The organism is Prosthecobacter fluviatilis, assembly GCF_055388355.1.
The window spans coordinates 981,057-998,573 of record NZ_AP043782.1 but is presented as its reverse complement, the minus strand read 5'-3'; the positions used below and the strand labels follow the sequence as shown (position 1 = coordinate 998,573).

General features: G+C 59.7%; 13 protein-coding genes. 5 read left to right on the top strand and 8 right to left on the bottom strand.

Annotated features, from left to right (window positions below; all coding sequences use genetic code 11):
- The first annotated feature begins 19 nt into the window (after window positions 1-19).
- Together ACZ5WW_RS03670 and ACZ5WW_RS03665 are read left to right on the top strand one after the other, a co-directional pair.
- Window positions 20-2,602 (top strand): TIR domain-containing protein, encoded by a 2,583-nt coding sequence (locus ACZ5WW_RS03670; RefSeq protein WP_377170203.1) that lies wholly within the window; start codon window positions 20-22, stop codon window positions 2,600-2,602.
- A gap of 108 nt (window positions 2,603-2,710) precedes the next feature.
- Window positions 2,711-4,552, top strand: coding sequence for a DUF4209 domain-containing protein (locus tag ACZ5WW_RS03665; RefSeq protein WP_377170201.1), 1,842 nt, complete (start codon window positions 2,711-2,713; stop codon window positions 4,550-4,552).
- Window positions 4,553-4,626: 74 nt separating this feature from the next.
- Here ACZ5WW_RS03665 and bcp read toward each other — a convergent pair whose 3' ends face one another.
- The 4 genes from bcp to ACZ5WW_RS03645 all read right to left on the bottom strand — a co-directional run bounded on the left by bcp (window position 4,627) and on the right by ACZ5WW_RS03645 (window position 9,474).
- On the bottom strand, window positions 4,627-5,103 hold the full coding sequence (bcp, locus tag ACZ5WW_RS03660) for a thioredoxin-dependent thiol peroxidase (protein ID WP_377170199.1): 477 nt from the start codon (window positions 5,101-5,103) through the stop codon (window positions 4,627-4,629).
- Between the two features lie 486 nt (window positions 5,104-5,589).
- The gene (locus ACZ5WW_RS03655) at window positions 5,590-6,171 is read right to left on the bottom strand and encodes a DUF4112 domain-containing protein (RefSeq protein ID WP_377170197.1); all 582 of its coding nucleotides are present in this window, start codon (window positions 6,169-6,171) and stop codon (window positions 5,590-5,592) included.
- Window positions 6,172-6,742: 571 nt separating this feature from the next.
- Complete coding sequence (gene rho, locus ACZ5WW_RS03650; RefSeq protein ID WP_377170195.1) at window positions 6,743-8,656, bottom strand: transcription termination factor Rho; 1,914 nt, start codon at window positions 8,654-8,656, stop codon at window positions 6,743-6,745.
- 23 nt (window positions 8,657-8,679) lie between these two features.
- Complete coding sequence (locus ACZ5WW_RS03645; protein ID WP_377170193.1) at window positions 8,680-9,474, bottom strand: YebC/PmpR family DNA-binding transcriptional regulator; 795 nt, start codon at window positions 9,472-9,474, stop codon at window positions 8,680-8,682.
- 495 nt (window positions 9,475-9,969) lie between these two features.
- Between ACZ5WW_RS03645 and thrS the strand changes: the two genes are divergently transcribed.
- Together thrS and ACZ5WW_RS03635 are read left to right on the top strand one after the other, a co-directional pair.
- Window positions 9,970-11,931: a threonine--tRNA ligase gene (thrS, locus tag ACZ5WW_RS03640; protein WP_377170191.1), complete on the top strand. Its 1,962-nt coding sequence runs from the start codon at window positions 9,970-9,972 to the stop codon at window positions 11,929-11,931.
- 18 nt (window positions 11,932-11,949) lie between these two features.
- Entirely contained in the window at window positions 11,950-12,432 is a 483-nt protein-coding gene (locus tag ACZ5WW_RS03635; RefSeq protein WP_377170189.1) for a hypothetical protein, read from the top strand.
- A gap of 65 nt (window positions 12,433-12,497) precedes the next feature.
- On the opposite strand, the gene ACZ5WW_RS03630 is transcribed toward ACZ5WW_RS03635, so the two are convergent.
- The 3 genes from ACZ5WW_RS03630 to ACZ5WW_RS03620 form a co-directional block, all read right to left on the bottom strand.
- Window positions 12,498-12,908 (bottom strand): PIN domain-containing protein, encoded by a 411-nt coding sequence (locus tag ACZ5WW_RS03630; RefSeq protein WP_464694213.1) that lies wholly within the window; start codon window positions 12,906-12,908, stop codon window positions 12,498-12,500.
- A 3-nt stretch (window positions 12,909-12,911) separates the two neighbouring features.
- Window positions 12,912-13,166 carry a hypothetical protein gene (locus ACZ5WW_RS03625; protein ID WP_377170184.1) on the bottom strand — a complete coding sequence of 85 codons (255 nt, stop codon included), beginning with the start codon at window positions 13,164-13,166 and terminating at the stop codon, window positions 12,912-12,914.
- 95 nt (window positions 13,167-13,261) lie between these two features.
- Window positions 13,262-14,113, bottom strand: a complete 852-nt coding sequence (locus ACZ5WW_RS03620; RefSeq protein ID WP_377170181.1) for an MYG1 family protein — start codon at window positions 14,111-14,113, stop codon at window positions 13,262-13,264.
- Between the two features lie 200 nt (window positions 14,114-14,313).
- Between ACZ5WW_RS03620 and ACZ5WW_RS03615 the strand changes: the two genes are divergently transcribed.
- Entirely contained in the window at window positions 14,314-16,113 is a 1,800-nt protein-coding gene (locus ACZ5WW_RS03615) for a PP2C family protein-serine/threonine phosphatase (protein WP_464694212.1), read from the top strand.
- Between the two features lie 63 nt (window positions 16,114-16,176).
- Here the strand turns inward: ACZ5WW_RS03615 and ACZ5WW_RS03610 are convergent, their stop codons facing one another.
- Window positions 16,177-17,241: a hypothetical protein gene (locus tag ACZ5WW_RS03610; protein ID WP_377170177.1), complete on the bottom strand. Its 1,065-nt coding sequence runs from the start codon at window positions 17,239-17,241 to the stop codon at window positions 16,177-16,179.
- Between the last annotated feature and the right edge of the window lie 276 nt (window positions 17,242-17,517).

Sequence of the window (17,517 nt, the reverse complement as noted above, 5' to 3'; positions counted from 1 at the left end):
TTCGAATAGTCATTCGCTTATGACCGGCACTTCATCCGACAAGGTTCATTTCTTCATCAGTTACACGGGTGTGGACCAAGGCTGGGCGGAATGGATCGCGTGGCAATTGGAGCAGGCGGGGCAGCGGACGTTGATTCAGGCTTGGGACTTTAAGTCGGGAGGGGTGTTTCCGGGAGACATGCACCGTGCGTTGCAGCAGAGCGCGCGTGTGATCGCGGTGCTGAGTCCGGCGTATATGGAGTCGGGCTTCTGCCAGCCGGAGTGGCAGGCGGCTTTTGCGGATGATCCAACGGGAGAGAAGGGTGTGCTTGTTTGCGTGCGGGTGGCGGATTTCAAACCGGATGGGCTGTTGCGGGGGCGTACGTACATTGATCTTGTGGGTCTCACTGAGGAGAAGGCTCGTGCTCGTTTGATGGAGCGGCTGGATCATAAGCGTGCTGTGCCTGCCAGCGCTCCTGGCTTTCCTCCCGCTGCTGTGGCCGCCGCACCCGCTGGCGTGACTGCTGCTCCGCCTGCCTTTCCCGGTTCTCCTCCATTCTCTATTCCTCACAACCTTCCGGCGCTGCAGCCGTTCTTTGGGCGGGAGGAGGAACTGGGGCAGATTGCGGTGGCGCTGGAGCCGGAGTCGCGGACCTGGGGGGCGCTGATTGATGGGCCGGGGGGCATGGGCAAGACGTCGCTGGCGGTGCGTGCGGCCTTCAGCGTGAAGCCGGGGGCGTTTGACCGCATCGTTTTTGTGTCCCTGAAATCGCGTGAGCTGGATGATGAGGGCCTGCGGGATTTAAGCGGCTTCATCCTTAGCGGCCTCACGGAGTTGCTGGGTGAGCTGGCGCGTGAGTTGGGGCGTGATGACATTCTGAAGCAGGCGGAGGAGCAGCGACCGCTCTTGCTGCTGGAGGCGCTACGCGGCAGTCGCGCGCTGCTGATTTTGGACAATTTGGAGAGCCTGCTGAAAAAGGAGCGGGACATTGTCTTTACCTTCGTCAAACGACTGCCTGCTGGCTGCAAGGCCATTCTTACCTGCCGAGGGCGTATCGGCTCTGGTGCGGAGGAGTTGATCTTGGGTAAGCTGAACGAGGATGCTGCTCTGGCGACACTGGCGGAATTGGCTACGCACAACCGCGAGCTAGCGAAGACGAGCGAGGCGGAGCGGCTAGTGCTTTATCGCGAGACGGGTGGTGCACCGCTGCTGCTGCGCTGGACGGCGGGGCAGATTGGGCGTGGGCACTGCCTGACATTTACGGATGCCATCGAGTACCTGCGTTCCTGTCCGAAGGGGAATGATCCGCTAGAGTTTGTGTTTGGTGACCTGGCTGCCGACTTCAGCGTCGCAGAGACGCTGGCGCTTTGTGCGCTTACGTTCTTCACGCTGGCGGTGAGTGTAGAGCACATTGCTGCATTGGTGAATCCCATGCCTGCAGAACGTGAAGAAAGGACTGCTGCGCGTGCCGCTTTCTACCACGCGTTGAAAAAGCCGATGCCCGTAGACACGGACGATGCGATAAAGGGGCAAAGTTTCAGTGAAATTGAAATAGACCGTGCCCTGCGAAGCCTCGCCAACCGCTCACTAGTCATTCCTAGTACGGAGTTACAAAGATTCAGCCTCGTGCCTCTGGTGGCAGATTTCCTGAGGAAACATAAGCCCGAAGTCATCGCCGCTACAGGGAATCGTCTGGAGCAGCGCGCATTGACGCTTATCTTGGAAAACGGCTTTCGAAACCACGGCAACTTTCCCACGCTGGAGACTGCTTGGCCGGGCATTGCCCCGGCCCTGCCGCTTTTCCTAGCTGGACCGAATGATCGGCTACAAAGAGTGTGCCTTGCGCTTGATGACTTCTTAGATTTTACCGGCCGCTGGGATGAATGGCTTGCCCTCGGAACGCAGGCAGAGGCTAGAGCTATTGCAGCGGGTGATTATCAATGGGCTGGTTGGCGGGCGTACCAGGCAGGCTGGGTTCATCGTCTGCACGAGCAGGCGGAGGCAGTCTCAGCTTGCGCGGACCGAGCAGCATCACATTGGCAGAAGGCCTTTCCGACATGCGACGCCAGGCGGGAAGGCATTCGCGTGCGCGCCTTCGCTCTTCGTCTCCGTGGCATTGGACTGGAGTTACAAAAGGATTACATCGCCGCAATCGCCGCCTATCACCAAGTTGTGGAGCTGTTTCGCAGCTTGGCCACCGCTAGCGAGGATGTAGCACTTGCTTTAAATTCTCTGGCAAGTGTCGAGCAACTCTCTGGTGATCTCGAAGCCGCAGAGCGAGATTTTCGAGAAGCTCTACATGTAGCCAATGTGGCTGGCTACGCTGAGGGAGTAGCATATTGCACGGGCAATCTGGCGCTGCTGGCGATGACACGCGAGGACTGGCCGCTGGCTGAGAGGCTTGCTCGTGAGTCTCTGGCTTTATCCGAAAAGGTGGGGCGCCTAGAATTGATTGCCATGGACAGTCGTCGCATCGCCGTGGCCTTGGCACGGCAAGGAAGTAAGGCTGCTGCACTGCCCTACGCACATCGGGCAGTGGAAATCTTCACTCGCCTTGGTTCGCCTGATCTCGCGGGTGCTCAAGCGGCGCTGAAATTGTGCGAAAATGATGTGGTCGACTGAACTCCATTCTAATTGTATAGTAAGTTAGTAAATGTCGAATATTGTATTGCTTCTAAAAAAACTGATGCCGTTAAAAATTTTACGTGAAATGCTAATTGAGGAATTGAAATGAACGCTGAGGTATTCCACGTCACCTTCGATGAAGTTCAAAAGTATGATTGGCAATCGATACTGGATAAAATCGATTCCAATTTGCCAGGTCGGGATACTGCTTCGGGTGTTTTGTATCAAAAGGCATTGGCGTTGCACGACGCAGGCGATAAGCTTGGCGAGCGTGTTTTTTCATTTCTCGCGGCAATTACTTCACTGTCTCCTAACTTCGAATCAACTGAGATTCCATTTAGTCCGCGTTATTCGACCTCGACAAGCCGAAGCGCGGCACTCGAAGACTTTACGAAAGATAGCGCTTTAGTCCTCGCAAAACTTGCAACAGTCGTGGGGAATACCGAAATTAAAGCGCATTTTGCAGATGTTTCTTCCGTTTTAAAGTTTGATCATGTCCAAGTTCAAGTGGCGGCATATGCCTACCTTGATACTGCACGACTTCGCGAGAGCTGCGAAGATTGGTTCTTTTTTATTAGCGACGTCGAACGGGCTGCTCAGCTAGCCTTTAGGCTTGGACGGAAGCAGAAACCGTTTCAAGATGTAATGCAGTATGCAGATGAATTAATAGCCAAGTTTGCGCCAACCGAATCGGGTCTATGCTGTAGCAAGTTGCTGGGGATTTTAAAAAAATATGCTCATGGTGATTCGCTGGCGAATGCGAAAGTTTCTGAATCCATTGCTGAGCGTTTCGAGGCAAATATCTCCTCTGCTTTCTCTCTCTCATACTGGAAGCTTGCGGCAGACCTGTACCGAATTGAAGGAAAAAATATTGAGCATCAGCGATGTGCAATCCGAGCAGCAGAAACACACGTTCTCGATGCGGAGGCGGCGATTAAAAGCGCAAACCCAAGCTTCATGGCATCCTCTTCGCACCTGTCCCATGCAGTTGAGGCGTTGCGTCGAGCCAACGCTCCCAAAGAAAGAATTGATGAAGTTCATCGGATGCTTTTAGAGCATCAAAAGCACGTTCACAAAGAGATGGGGTCATTTGGACCGCAAGTCGAAATCACTCCAATTCAAGAGCAGGCGAGAAAACATGTGGAAGGTCGGTCATTTCCGGAATCGATTCTTCTTATGATTTCCGGTGTGGATGTCATTGATGTTATTTCTCATCGGAAAAGCATCGAAAAGATGGCTAATGAAAATCCCCTTTTAGCGATGATTGGTTCATCGAAAGTCGAAAGAGATGGCCGCGTCGTCGGATGTCGTCCAAGCATGTTTACGAACGATCCTCAGCAGTATCAGTCTGCTGTCTGGACGGAAATGATCCATCAAGCAGCAATGCTTCATTTGCCATTCCGTGTGCAGTCTTACATTGACCCGTGCCGGATGCAGATTTGGCGTGAGCATCACCCTCGAATCGGTGACCTGAGTTTTCTCATTGAGAATCAGCCTTTCATCCCGCATGGCCACGAATTTAGTTTTGCTCGTGGTTTTCATGCAGGATTTGAAGGGGACTGGCATGCAGCAGCCTACTATCTTGTGCCGCAAGTTGAGAATTCTATCCGCTATTTATTGGACAGGCATAACGTGATTACCTCAAAGCTGGATAACAAACTGATTCAGGAGGTTCGAATTCTCGACAAGCTGTTATCCTTGCCGGAAACAACCGAACTGCTTGGCGAAGGACACCTTTTTGAACTACGTTGTATTTTGACTGAAGAATTCGGATCAAACCTGCGCAACCGACTCGCTCATGGCCTATTGGCAGACGGGGACTGTTATTCACCGGCAACACAGCTTTTGTGGTGGCTTCTCCTTCGTCTTTGCGTTATTCCACTAGTTAAGCAGGAGTTCATTGAACCGGCTGGAAATAACTCCAGCAATGAAGACGGGAGTGATTGACCGGAATAATAAGAGCTAAGGATTTGCATTTGTGAAGCCGATTGAAAATCGGCGCTCCCAGTAAAGGCCAAGAGCTATAAAGTGAGTGCGGCGAGGACTTGTTGGAGGTGCTCGGCGGGTTTCACTTTTTCGAGGAGGGTGGTGATGTGGCCGGTCTCGCTGAGGATGAAGGTGGTGCGTTCGGTGCCCATGTATTTTTTGCCGTAGAGGGATTTTTCGACCCAGACGCCGTAGGCGTTGACGATGTGGTGGTCTTCGTCGGCGATGAGGGGAAAGGGGAGGGTGTGTTTTTCGATGAACTTGGCGTGGCGCTTGATGGGGTCGGTGCTGATGCCGAAGAGGTGGGCTTTGTTTTGGATCTGGGACCAGGCGTCGCGGAGGGCGCAGGCCTGGGTGGTGCAGCCGGGGGTGTCGTCTTTGGGGTAGAAGTAGAGGACGATTTTGTGGCCGCGGAGGTGGCTGAGGGTGAGGGTGGTTTCAGTTTTGTAGCTGCCGCCGATGACGGGGGCGGTGAAGTCGGGGGCGAGGGTGTGGAGGGCGGGGCGGGGCATGGGGAGGGAGGGGGGATTTATGATTTACGATTTATGATTTATGATTTGCTGTGGGAGATGGTCAGGAGGGGGGGCATTGGGGCAGACAGGCGGAATAGGAAGGATGTGGTGTGCGGCGGGGATTGGTGATTGTGGGTTGGGTGGAAGTCAATGCGGCGGAGAGGGGCGGCTCTTTCTTTTGCATGCGTGGTGAATGACTGGCGGCAGCGTGGTGAGTGGATGGTATTTTATACTGCTTTATGGTTATTGGGGTGGGCTGCGAAGCTGGCCTGTGGTGCTGAGGGAGCGTGGGGTGGTCTTAGGGCGCTGGGCGACGGGCAGCAACCGGAGCGTGGCGCAGGTGGCCAGCCTGAGGCTGCGCGGAGGGCGAGCGCAGTGAGGCAATGGCCATCGTACTGCGGAGGTTTTGCTGGTGCGTTGGCGTGGGGGATGCGAAAGCGTTGATCGACGGGCATGAGTGCCCATCGTACTTTTCGGGGGCTTGGCTCAGCTGAAGCCGAGGGCGTGGAGGACGGCCTGTGCGGCGGAGTAGAAGAGCCAGGTGTAGACGGCCCAGGCGGTGAGGATGAAGCCGAGGACCATGGCGAGGAGGATGAGGATGCCGGTGTAGTAGTGGAGGGTGCTGCGCCGGACTGTGTGACGATGCCCGGCCTGCCAGGCGAGGAGGAGTTTCAAGTTGCGGGTGTTGGATTTGAAGAAGACGGAGGCGAGGGCTCCGGCGCCGGGGACGAGGCCGATGAGGAAATTGGTGCCCATGTTGAGGGCCATGCGAAGGAAGACGGGAATGGGGATGCCGGAGCGGAGGGCATCGAACAGGATGATGACGCCTGCGCTGGAGGCGACGGTGTCGCCGACGCCGGGGATGAGGGCGAGGATGGGATCGAGCCCAAAGCGGACGTTTGTGCCGGGGACGCGGAGGAGTTCGTCGAGGTATTTGGAGAGGATGCGTGCGGCGGCGTTGCCGGCGGGGTCTTTGCTGGAGGCGAGCTGGGCGGCGATGGGGTTGATCTCTGGCTGCGTGGGCGGGAGGACGGTGTCCACTTTGAGGTCACGGGCGGGAGCTGGCATGGGAGGGGATACGTGGGGGGACGGGCGGGGGCAACGGGGAATGGGGGCTGGATGCGGAAGGGGAGGAGCGGGTCTGGTGGGTGCAAGGACTGTGCCACTGGGATGGGACGGATGCCTTTGCCGTTGAACACAGGTCTGCTGACGGAGGGGGATCGACTTGATCTCTCGGTTTGGGGGCTGGATGGGCGAGTATGCCGGACGATGTGAGAGCGTGAGGGATCGGGACGATCCCTCTCCGCCAGAACGCTGACGCGTTCGCGGTGCGCTGTGGAGGATCGCGCGCGACGGCTTTAAACGTGGATTGGATTTTGTTTCTACTGCGCGTGGCAGGGTAGGCCGGGCAGGTGGGCGGGTGTGTGCGGGCTGCGTTTGAGTGTGAGGTGGTGTGCGTAGGCTGAACCGGCCTGCGGAAGGCGGTAGCTGCGCGACCGCAGTCCCTATGGGGGATGCTGCGAAGCCGCGGAATGAGCGAGGGACTGCGGTGGGGGAAAAGCAGAACGGGCTTTCCGCTTCGCCTGGGTGGCGGATGGGAAAGCCCGGACTGGGGGAGGATGGGTGCTGGACCTGGATGCTACGATTTGCTGGGCAGATCGACGAGCATCTGGGCGTTGCTGGGGTAGCGCTCGAGGAGGGAGATGACGCGCTGGATGGCTTCGACGGGCTTGTGGCCGGCGAGGCCGCGGCGGAGCATGTGGATTTTGTCGAGCTGGAAGGTCTGGAGGAGGAGCTCTTCGCGGCGGGTGCCGGATTTGAAGATGTTGACGGCGGGGAAGACGAACTGCTCGGCGATCTTGCGGTCGAGCACGAGCTCCATGTTGCCGGTGCCTTTGAACTCCTGGAAGATGAGGTCGTCCATGCGGGTGCCGGTTTCGACGAGGGCGGTGCCGAGGATGGTGAGGGAGCCGGCGGTGCGGGTGTTGCGCGCGGCGGCGAAGAGGCGGCGGGGGATTTCGAGGGCGCCGACGCCAACACCGCCGCTCATGACGGCCCCGGATTTGGCGGTGTTGTTGAAGGCACGGGCCATGCGGGTGATGGAGTCCATGAGCATGAAGACGTGCTCTCCGCATTCGACGAGGCGCTTGGCGCGCTCGATGGCGAAGGTGGAGATGCGGGTGTGGCTCTTGACGTCCTGGTCGTTGTTGCTGGCGTAGATTTCGGCCTGGGGGAGGATGCGCTTGAACTCGGTGACTTCCTCGGGGCGCTCATCGACGAGGAGGATCATGAGGTGGGTGCCGGGGTGATTGGTGACGACGGCCTCGGCGATGTGCTGGAGGATGGTGGTCTTGCCGGCACGGGGTGCGGCGACGATGAGGCCGCGCTGGCCGCGGCCGACGGGGGTCATCATGTCGATGACGCGGGTGGTGAGGCGGTCTTTGACGGTTTCGAGCTGGTAGCGCTTGTTGGGGTTGACGGCCTTGAGCTCCTCGAAGAGGGGCATGTCGCGCATGGCGAGGGGATTGCGGCCGTTGACCTCGGTGACTTCGGTGATCTGGGGGCCGCGTGCGCCTTTGCACTGGACGCCGACGATCTGCATGCCTTCACGGAGTCCGTATTTGCGGATGAACTCGGGGGCGATGAAGGCGTCCTGCGGGTGCTGGGCGAAGGAGAGCTCGCGGCGGCGGAGGAAGCCGTAGCCTTTGGGGGACATTTCGAGGATGCCGTTGGCGGGCTCCGGTGGGCCGAGGGGGACGGGGGGCTCGGGCTCGTAGTTGCGGCCGCCCTGGGCGTTTTGCTGGGGGGAGCCGTTGTCGCGGTCGCGATCACGATTGCCGCCGTCGCGGTTGCCATTGGGATTGGGGGTGTAGGGGGCGCCGGAGCGGCGCTGGGCATCGCGCTCGGCGCGACGCTGCTTCCAGCGTTCGAACTTGGCTTTGCGGCGCTCCTTGGCGGTCATGGGGCGCGGCTGGCCGTTTTCACCGATGACGGTGTAGCGGGGTAGGCCATTGGGCTCGGTGGCGGGGCTGCTGCCTTCGGCTTCGTCGTCGCCTTCGGAGTCTTCGGCACTTTCTGGATTGGCGGCAGGTGCCGTGGGCTGGGGTGCGGCTGCTGGAGCGGGGGCTGCGACGGGTGCGGGAGCTTCGGCGACCGGGGCGGGGGCCTCCTGAACGAGGGTGGCGGGGGCTTCTGCGGGGGCGGGAGCCGGGGCTGCGGTGATCTCAAGATTGAGCTCGGGGGCGGCTTCGGCGGAGTCGGCCTTTTTCTTGGCGGTCTTTCGGGCGACTTTGGCCTTGGGCTTGGCGGCGACGGGGGCTTCCTGTTCTGTGATGACGGGGGCGACTTCGACCACGGGTTCGGCTGCGGGGGCGGCTTTGGCCTTAGCTTTAGAGACTTTTTTCGCAGGAGGCGCGGCTTCTTCTGCGGCGGCGATTTCCACGAGGGGCTCGGCTTTGGCTTTGGTGGCGGCTTTTTTGACCGCTGCTTTTTTGGCCGGGGCTTTGCGCTTGGTTTTGGGAGCTTCGAGCTCGGCTGTGGTTTCGTCAGACATAAACGGGAGGAAAGGGGAGGTGATTAATCGAGCTGATCGGCAATGGCGTCGTCGATTTCAAAGTTGGCGTGGATGTTTTGCGAATCGTCGTAGTCGTCGAGGACGTCGTAGAGACGGATGAGTGATTTCGCGGTTTCCACGTCGCTGATGGTGACGGTGGTCTGAGGCTGGTAAATGAGCTTCTGAGAGCGGGAGGCGAGGCCTTTTTCGCGGAGGGCGGAATTGACCTGGAAGAGCTGGTCGGTGGCGGTGTAGACGATCCATTCGTCGCCGTCTTCCTGGATGTCTTCGGCGCCTGCGTCGAGGGCGGTCTCCATGATCTGGTCTTCGGTGGCGGCGGCTTTGTCGAGGCGGATTTCGCCGCGGCGCTGGAACATGTAGGCGACGCTGCCGGAGTCTGCGAGGGTGCCGCTGTTTTTGGAAAGGAGGACGCGGATGTCGTTGAAGCTGCGATTGCGGTTGTCGGTGACGATTTCGATCATCATGGCGACGCCGCCGGGGGCATAGGCTTCGTAGAGGACTTCCTCGATCTGAGCGCCGCCGAGCTCGCCGGTGCCTTTTTTGATGGCGCGGTCGATGTTGTCATTGGGCATGTTGGCGGCGCGTGCCGCGAGGACGGCGCTGCGGAGGCGGGCATTCATGTCGATGTTGCCACCACCGTGCTTGGCTGCGAGGGTGATTTCCTTCGAGAGCTTGCTGAAGGCATTGCCGCGCTTGGCATCCGTGATGGCTTTGCCACGCTTGATTTTGGACCATTTGTTGTGGCCTGCCATGATGAGAGCGATGTCTTGGGGAATGCCGCGAACGGATGCGGCCATGACAATGACGGCGGCCTTCCGTGCGGTGTGGTTTGGGGGAATGTGGGGGAAAGCGGCATTGCCGCGGTGAGCTCTTGCAGGAATGACGGCCACGCAGCGAGTGCGGGGTCGCGTTTCATCAGCACCAAGGCTGGGGAAACTTCGGCAATCCTGCCGGGGACAACACCAAGTGTTCACCAAGTTGAGAGAACTTGGAACGAGATGGAGTGTGCTGGATGGAGGGGCAGGATGCAAGGTTTTTTTTCGGGGCGGGAAAAGTGAGGGGACTGAGTGTTGGCTGTGACACAGCGATGATGATGCCGGGGTGTGGTATGACTGCGGGAGCCGGTGGGGAGCGGACCTGCATGCTGCGAAAAGAAGGCTGCCCGGAGGTGCGCGACCGCACCTGCGAGGAGCTGTGTCTGGGGAGAGGAACGAGCGTGACTGAGCTGCGGATCGTTATCACCTTGAATCTTACTGCGTCCTGAGGCATGGACACGGCCCTACTTTACAACCATGTCCGAAGCCCGAAAGACCCTCGAAGAACGCGCTCAGATGTCTGACATCGACCGCCTGCGCCACTCCTGTGCCCATGTGATGGCCACCGCCATCCTGCGCCTGTGGCCGAACGCCCAGTTTGCCTACGGGCCGCCTGTGGAGAATGGCTTCTACTACGACTTTGACCTGCCGGATCACCGCATCACGCCGGACGACTTTGAGAAGATCGAGGCGGAGATGAAGAAGATCGCCAAGGAGAACCAGAAGTTTGAATGGAAGGGCGTGAGCCGCGAAGAAGCGATCGCGCTGGCGAAGTCCGGCCGTCTGGGCGGCCTGACGGAGCGTCCGGGGAATCCGAGTGTTTTCAAGCTGGACCTGCTGGAAAAGATTCCTGAAGGCGAGCAGATCTCGACCTTCCAGAACGGCGACTTCATCGACCTCTGCGCGGGGCCGCACGTGGGCTATACGTCCAAGTGCAAGAACGTGAAGATCATGTCGGTGGCGAGCGCCTTCTACATGGGCGACGAGACGAAGCCGCAGCTGCAGCGCCTGTATGGCACGGCTTTCCCGAGCAAGGAGGAGCTGGACCAGCACCTGGTGCAACTGGAGGAGGCGAAGAAGCGCGACCACCGCAAGGTGGGGCGTGAGCTGAAGCTCTTCCACATTGATGAAGACGTGGGGCAGGGGCTCATCCTATGGACGCCGAACGGGGCGATCCTGCGCCAGGAGCTGCAAAATTTCATCAGCGAAGAGCTGCGCAAGCAGGGCTACAGCCAGGTCTTCACGCCGCACATCGGCAAGACGGTGCTGTACAAGACGAGCGGCCATTTCCCCTACTACAAGGACAGCCAGTTTGCGCCCGTGATTGAGAATGATGACCTGGCCAAGGTGATCAAGGAAGGCTGTGGCTGCTGCGAGGTGATGGAGCGCCTGGGTGCTGTGTCGTCCCGCCTGCGTCAGCAGCTCAACGAGCGTGCCGGCAAGGAAGTGGTGCCGGAGGATCGCGTGATGCCGGATGACCAGCTGCTCGACGGCTTCCTGCTGAAGCCGATGAACTGCCCGCACCACATCAAGATCTACGCCAGCCAGCCGCGCAGCTACCGAGACCTGCCCGTGCGACTGGCCGAGTTTGGCACGGTGTATCGCTGGGAGCAGAGCGGTGAGCTCAATGGCATGACGCGCGTGCGTGGCTTTACGCAGGATGATGCGCATCTTTTCTGCACGGAAGATCAGGTGGCGAAGGAAGTGCTGGGCTGCCTGAGCCTCGTGAAGATCGTGCTCAACACGCTGGGCATGCACGACTATCGCGTGCGCGTGGGCCTGCGTGATCCTGACAGCAGCAAGTTTACCGGAGATCCTGCCAAGTGGGATGCTGCGGAAGAGGCGTGCCGCACGGCGGCCGCGACGCTGGGCGTGCCCTTCACCGAAGAGCCTGGCGAGGCTGCCTTCTACGGGCCGAAGATCGACTTTGTGATCAAGGACGTGATCGGCCGCGAGTGGCAGCTGGGCACTGTGCAGGTGGACTACGTGCTGCCGGTGCGCTTTGACCTGTCCTACAATGGCGCGGACAACAAACCGCATCGCCCAGTGATGATCCACCGTGCGCCGTTTGGCAGCATGGAGCGCTTCTGCGGCGTGCTGATCGAGCACTTTGCCGGACATTTCCCGACTTGGCTTGCCCCTGAGCAGGTGCGCATCCTCACCATCAGCGAGAAGGTGGACGCTTTTGCCGATGAAGTGTACGCCAAGCTCAAGGACGCCGGCCTGCGTGTGACGCTGAACAACGACGCGGACAAGATCGGCGCCAAGATCCGTCTGGCCCAGCTGGACCGCATTCCCTACATGCTCGTGCTTGGTGAGAAGGAAGCCGCTGCGCAGAGCGTGGCGGTGCGCCACAGCAAGAAGGGTGATCTGGGTGTGAAGGCGATTGATGACTTCATTGCGGAGATCACGAGCGAGGTGAAGGAGCGGAGATTGTAAGTTTAACGAGTAGCTTGTGTGAAGGAGCTTGAAGAACGTCATAATCCTTACGCTCCTCCGCAGGCGAAAGTGCTGGTTGACCAAGCATCAAAGCCTAGTGCCAAACGCCCACCTTCGGTAAGGTGGGCCCTCGCAATGATTCTGGTGTCCACGGTGGTTATCTCGTATCTTGAGGTCCAGATTTTTAGGGAGCAGGGGTGGGCGCTTTGGTTCGGTCAACCCTGGTCGGCAGCACAGGACGTCCTTCGCATAGTGGCTGGTCTTGGTTTGGTGTTTGGTGTGCGCAAAGCGTGGGTGTATTGGGCCACTGTCGTCATACTAGCAGCTCACCTGATCAATATGGGTGAAAGCATTTTGTATGGTTTACCGGGTGCCCCCCCGCGCGATCTAAGCTCCCAGCTGGAAATGGTGATTGCGGGGCTTTTGCTCTGCTTCCATTTCTACCGTTTTGCTTTTTGCAAACCGAGTCGCCGTTACTTTGGCCTTGTAAATGTGGATTGATTTCACCTACACGCTCAAGAAGCTGCGCTCAACGAGCCAAGTCGTAAGCGCTGCTGTTTGATGGTTCATGGAAACTTCACCAAGAACTCGCTCACAGACAACGTCGGAATTGGGGAGTTGATGAAGTGCTTGGTGTTGTTGGTGACAATCACATCAGCTTTGCATCGCAAGGCTGCAGCAACCTGGAGGGCGTCCTCGAAGTCCGGCAAGCCAAGGCTCAGCGCTCGCATGACATCAGTTTCGTCGGTCGCTGAAATGCGGGCCTGCAGCAGCATGTCGCGGAGATGTTGCTCTCGCTGAGAGGTCGTGAGTTTGGCCCGAGCGTGAATGTAATCCACATTCGAGATGGTATGCCATGCGATCCACAGTTCATCGTTCCTTGCGGCACATCCAGTCAGGAATGCCGAGGCATCAGTGAAACCGGCGCGGTTGAGAGTCACATCCAACCAGACGTTGGTGTCCACGAAAATGCGCATGAATCAAAGCTGGTGTTTTTTTTGCAGATGCTGCCAGCGAAGATCGTCGAGGTCTTCATCGCTCAACGTGCTCACCGGCTGTGCAGAGCAGCGTGACAGCCATGCCTTGAGAGCCTCTTGCTTGTCTGGCAAGGTTGTGGCTTGGGCAGGCTCATCGGCGCTGATTTCCAGCGACTGACCATGCCGACGCACACGAGCGGGCAGCCACATTTCTTCTGGCAGTTTGATGTTCGGTGGCAGGACGGCGGTAAAGGTCATGAGCAACGTCTGTTTATACTAAATTACTTGTGACAGGCTTTTGCGTCAATCTTGTCGTGACCGACAGAACGTGGATAGGCCAAACTATCACTCTGCTACACCTTCGCCAGACTCAGCAGCTCCTTCACGCGGTCGAGCTCTACTGCGGAGGTCTTGGCGACGAAGCCGCGTGCGTGGGCGAAGTGGACGTCGGGTTGTGTTTCGATGCGGGTGAAGTCGTAGAGGGGGCTGTCGTTGTGGCGGGAGAGGCCGTAGCCGGTGCCGCGGCGGTCGGGGTAAATCAGAGCGGCGACGGTGGTGTCTTTGCCGAGGCTTTCGATGTAGCGCTCGATGCCGGAGGAGGGTTCGTCGGGGAGGGGTTCTGTGCGAGGGAGGAAGAGGACTTCGTGGTCGCCGAGGTTCCAGATTTTGGCGTGCAGGGCGATGTAGTCGAGGCGGCTGCGGAGGTCGCGGAGGTAGTCGAGGAGATCGCTGCCGATGTAGCTGAGGATTTCCCACAGGGGCTCGCCGGGCTCCAGGCGTTTGGCTTTGGCAAAGCGGCGGAGGATGGTGACGTCGATGGGTGAGGTGAGCTTGGTCATCGACTCGCGGGTGACGCCGAGCCATTTGGCGGTGGTGTTGGGACCACGGGTGTCGAACCACTCGGCGGGCTCCAGCCAGTCGCAGAAGGCGCGGGCGTCTTCATAGAGACCGAGGTGCTGAAGCACGAGGCTGAGGGAGCAGATGGGCGGGGTGTCGGCGGGGAACTGGTGGTGGTCGAAGTTGTGGCGCTCAGGAGCGTGCTCGCCGCCGACATCGACGACGGCGATGGTGGGGTCTGCGAGGTCCTCGGCGGTGGGCTCGCGGCGGACGATGGGCACGCGATGCACGGCGGCGAGGAGGCAGCAGGCGAGGAGCTCGTCTTTATGTGAGCCGCCGGGGTGGGTGAGGATGAGGGAGAGGGGCATGGGGGAAAGGGGGCTGGGGCGTGGTTTGTAGGCGTGGCGGGGGATGGGGGCAATGACGAATGACGAATGGAAGCGGGCACTGGGTGAGGTGGGGGCTGTGTAGCTTTTGCCGGGACACGGGGTTCCGATTGTGTTTTGGCTGAGGGGTGGTTTGGTCCTGGCGCTGGCAACCCAACCACTGCGGGCACCGATGCAGCGTCATGAAGATGATCTATCGCCGAATCAGCTTTGTCTGCGCCTTGATGACGGGCGTGCTGGGGGCGCTGACGCTGATAGGATGGGTTTCGGGGCTGGCGGTGCTGGCGAGCATCCGCCAGAGCTACATCCCGATGGCGCCCAGCACGGCGCTGGCGTTTACACTGCTAAGCCTGGTGCTGCTGCTGCGCGAGCACCCGAAGTTCCGGCGTCCGGTGGCGGAACTGCTGATTGTGGTGGTGTGCCTGGTGGCGGGTGGGAAGCTGTTTGAGTTTTTCAGCGGGATCAGCCTCGGGGTGGAGGAATGGCTGGTGGCGGATCCGGCGATGTTTGGGGCGGTGCGAACGGGCCGGATGTCGCCAATCACGGCGCTGAATTTTCTGCTGATCTCCGTGGCTGTGCTGGCGCTGCTGAAGGTGAGGCTGCGCTTCTGGGCCGGACCGATGACGGCTCTGGTGCTGGCCGTCAGCTGCGTGGTGGTGCTGGGCTACCTGCATGGTACACCGCTGCTGTATGGCGGCACCGTCATTCCGGTTGCGCTGCCCACGGCGGCGGCGTTTATCCTGATGGGAAGCAGCATCATAGCAGCGATCGGGGCGGAGTGCTGGCCGCTGAGGGGCTGGCAGGGAGACAGCACCCGCGCGGTGCTGCTGCGCTGGTTTCTGCCGGCCGTGGTGCTGGTGGCGCTGGCGGAGGGCCTGCTGCGCACGCACTTCCTCACGGGCTGGACGCTGAATCCAGCGCTGGCCTCGGCGCTGTCCACGCTGCTGTACATCCTGATCATCAGCGCTGTGATCTCGCAGGTGGCACGGCTGGTGGGAAGGCGCATTGACCGTGCAGAGAGCGAGCGCAACGCGGCGCAGGCAGCCCTGGAGGCGCTGAACCGCGAGCTGGAGCAGCGGATCGCCGAGCGCACCCGGGAGCTGAGTGCGAAGAACCAGCAGATGGAGGAGGAGCTGACGATGGCGCGGGAGCTGCAACTGGCGCTGCTGCCGGACCATTTTCCAAGCGTGCCGCAGTCGGCGCCTGTCGCGGAAAGCGCCCTGAAGTTCTTTTCCGTGTATCAGCCAGCCGGAAAGGTGAGCGGTGATTTTTTCAGCGTCTTTCCTGTTTCAGAAACCGGCGTGGGAATCTTCATCTGCGATGTGATGGGGCACGGTGTGCGGGCCGCGCTGGTGACGAGCATGATGCGGGCGCTGCTGGAGCAGCACAGCGGCTCCGATATGGACCCTGGCCGCCTGATGACCCAGATCAACCATGGGCTGCATTCCATCCTGAAGCAGGCGGGCACGACGATGTATGCCACGGGGGTGATGGTCATCGCCGATGCGGCGAAGGGGGAGTTTCAGTACGCCATCGCCGGGCATCCCTCGCCGCTGCATCTCAAGCGGCATGAAGGCCGGACGACGTTTCTGGAACTCCACGGCAGAGCAGGCGCTCTGGGGCTTTTCTCCGATGTGGTCTTTACGACCACCCGCGCGACGATGGCTCCCGGAGATCTCCTCATGCTGTACACCGACGGACTGTTTGAGGTCGAGAATGAGGAGGGCAATCTTTTCAGCCAGGAGGACCTCTTCAAAGCTGTGGATGAACGCCTCCATTTCCCAACGGGCGAGCTCTTCCAGTCCGTGCTGGCCGAAGTCCATGGCTACTCCCAGCGCAGTGACTTCGATGATGATGTGTGCATCCTGGGCATCGAAATGGCGTGTGTGCTCGGCGCTGAAAAAAGAGAAAGCGGGCTGGAGGGCGAGAAGCAGAACCAGAAGGCACCGCTGGATGAAGAAGCGGTGCCTGAGCCGGTCTGAGGGGGGGCTCCTGCCGCTGTGTGGCAGCGACGGACGTGAGCTGATGCGAAAATGAGAGCCGGGCTATTTCTTTGGGCCGGACTCTTTCTCCTCTGCAAAGCGCTTCATGTCGATGAGTTCGAAGGTGTTCATCTTGTCGAAGGTGGGGGCGTAGATGCGCCAGAGCTGCTTGCTGGTGCCGGCGATGGTGACCACGGCCATGTCGAGGTCATTGCCCCAGAAGACGGAGTAGAGGATGTGGTGCGGGCCTTCCTCCGTCTGCAGGCACATGCGGGTGAACATGCCCTGGTTCTTTTCTTCGCAGGTTTCGAGCACATGCACGTCCGGGCTGGTTTGCTTGGACTTGATGAAGTCGAGGATGAAATCTTTGGGAGATTGTCCCGTGGCCTCTTTGACGCCGATGAAGGCCTGGATGCGGACGCCTGTGGTGTAGTGGCCTTTTGAGCTGTCCTCACGGGACAGCGTCCACGTGTAGGCGGGGCCTTTTTGGGACTGCGAGTAGAACCAGTCCTTGGGCTTCTGGATCTTGCCGCCCAGGGGCTCCAGAATCTGGGTGACATATTCGGTGGGTGTGGACGGCAGCTTTTCCACGACGGTGCCGGGAGGGTCCGGCCAGACGATGGCAAGGATGCCTTCGGGAACCACGACTCTTTCCTTCGTTTCTTTGATGGCGTCCTTCCATTCCTGAGGGATGGGCATGCCTGCGTTTGCTTCTTCTTTGCTGGCTGGCAGGCCTCCGGCGATCTTGCCACGGATGGCCATGGCAAAGGGGCCGCCATAAACCTCCAGAGCGGGTATGGCCTCCAGCCTCTTTTGGAGCCCGGGGAGGTTCAGTTCCTTGTTCTGGGCCGCACTGGGAATGAACCAAAACCTGCACTGCCCGCCGGGTTTGGCAGCGAGGACGACCACGAGATTGGCGGGTGTGGTGGACTTGGCCAGGAAACTCTGGCATTCGGCGACGATCTTCTTGTAGTAGCTCCCGAGGTCATTCACGGAGGGCACACGCTGCCTGAGGACTTCATCGACTTGATAGAGCACGAGGTTCTCGGGTTCGAAGCCTTCCGCAGGAAATGCGGCGGATTCCAGTGCCATGGCCAGAGAGAGGAGGAGAGGGGCTATGCGGCGCATGCATCAGCATCACTTGGGCGTGTGGCGGGGGCAAGGTTAAAGAGGGGAATTAAGGAAGGTGCTGGGGACGTGGGGGCGGGGCTCGGTGCAGGCGCTGCTGGTACCTGGCGTGGTGTGGCGGGGTGCTGGGTTTGCTTCCACGGCTTTGGCGTGGGGAGCCCAGGGCTTGCTCGTGCCTCACTGCGCCCTGGGCTGGATACGACGCCCCTTTGGGGCTGGAGCGAGTTCCTTTTGAGATGAGGTCTGAGGGAAGCGTGTGATCAGCACATGAAAAAT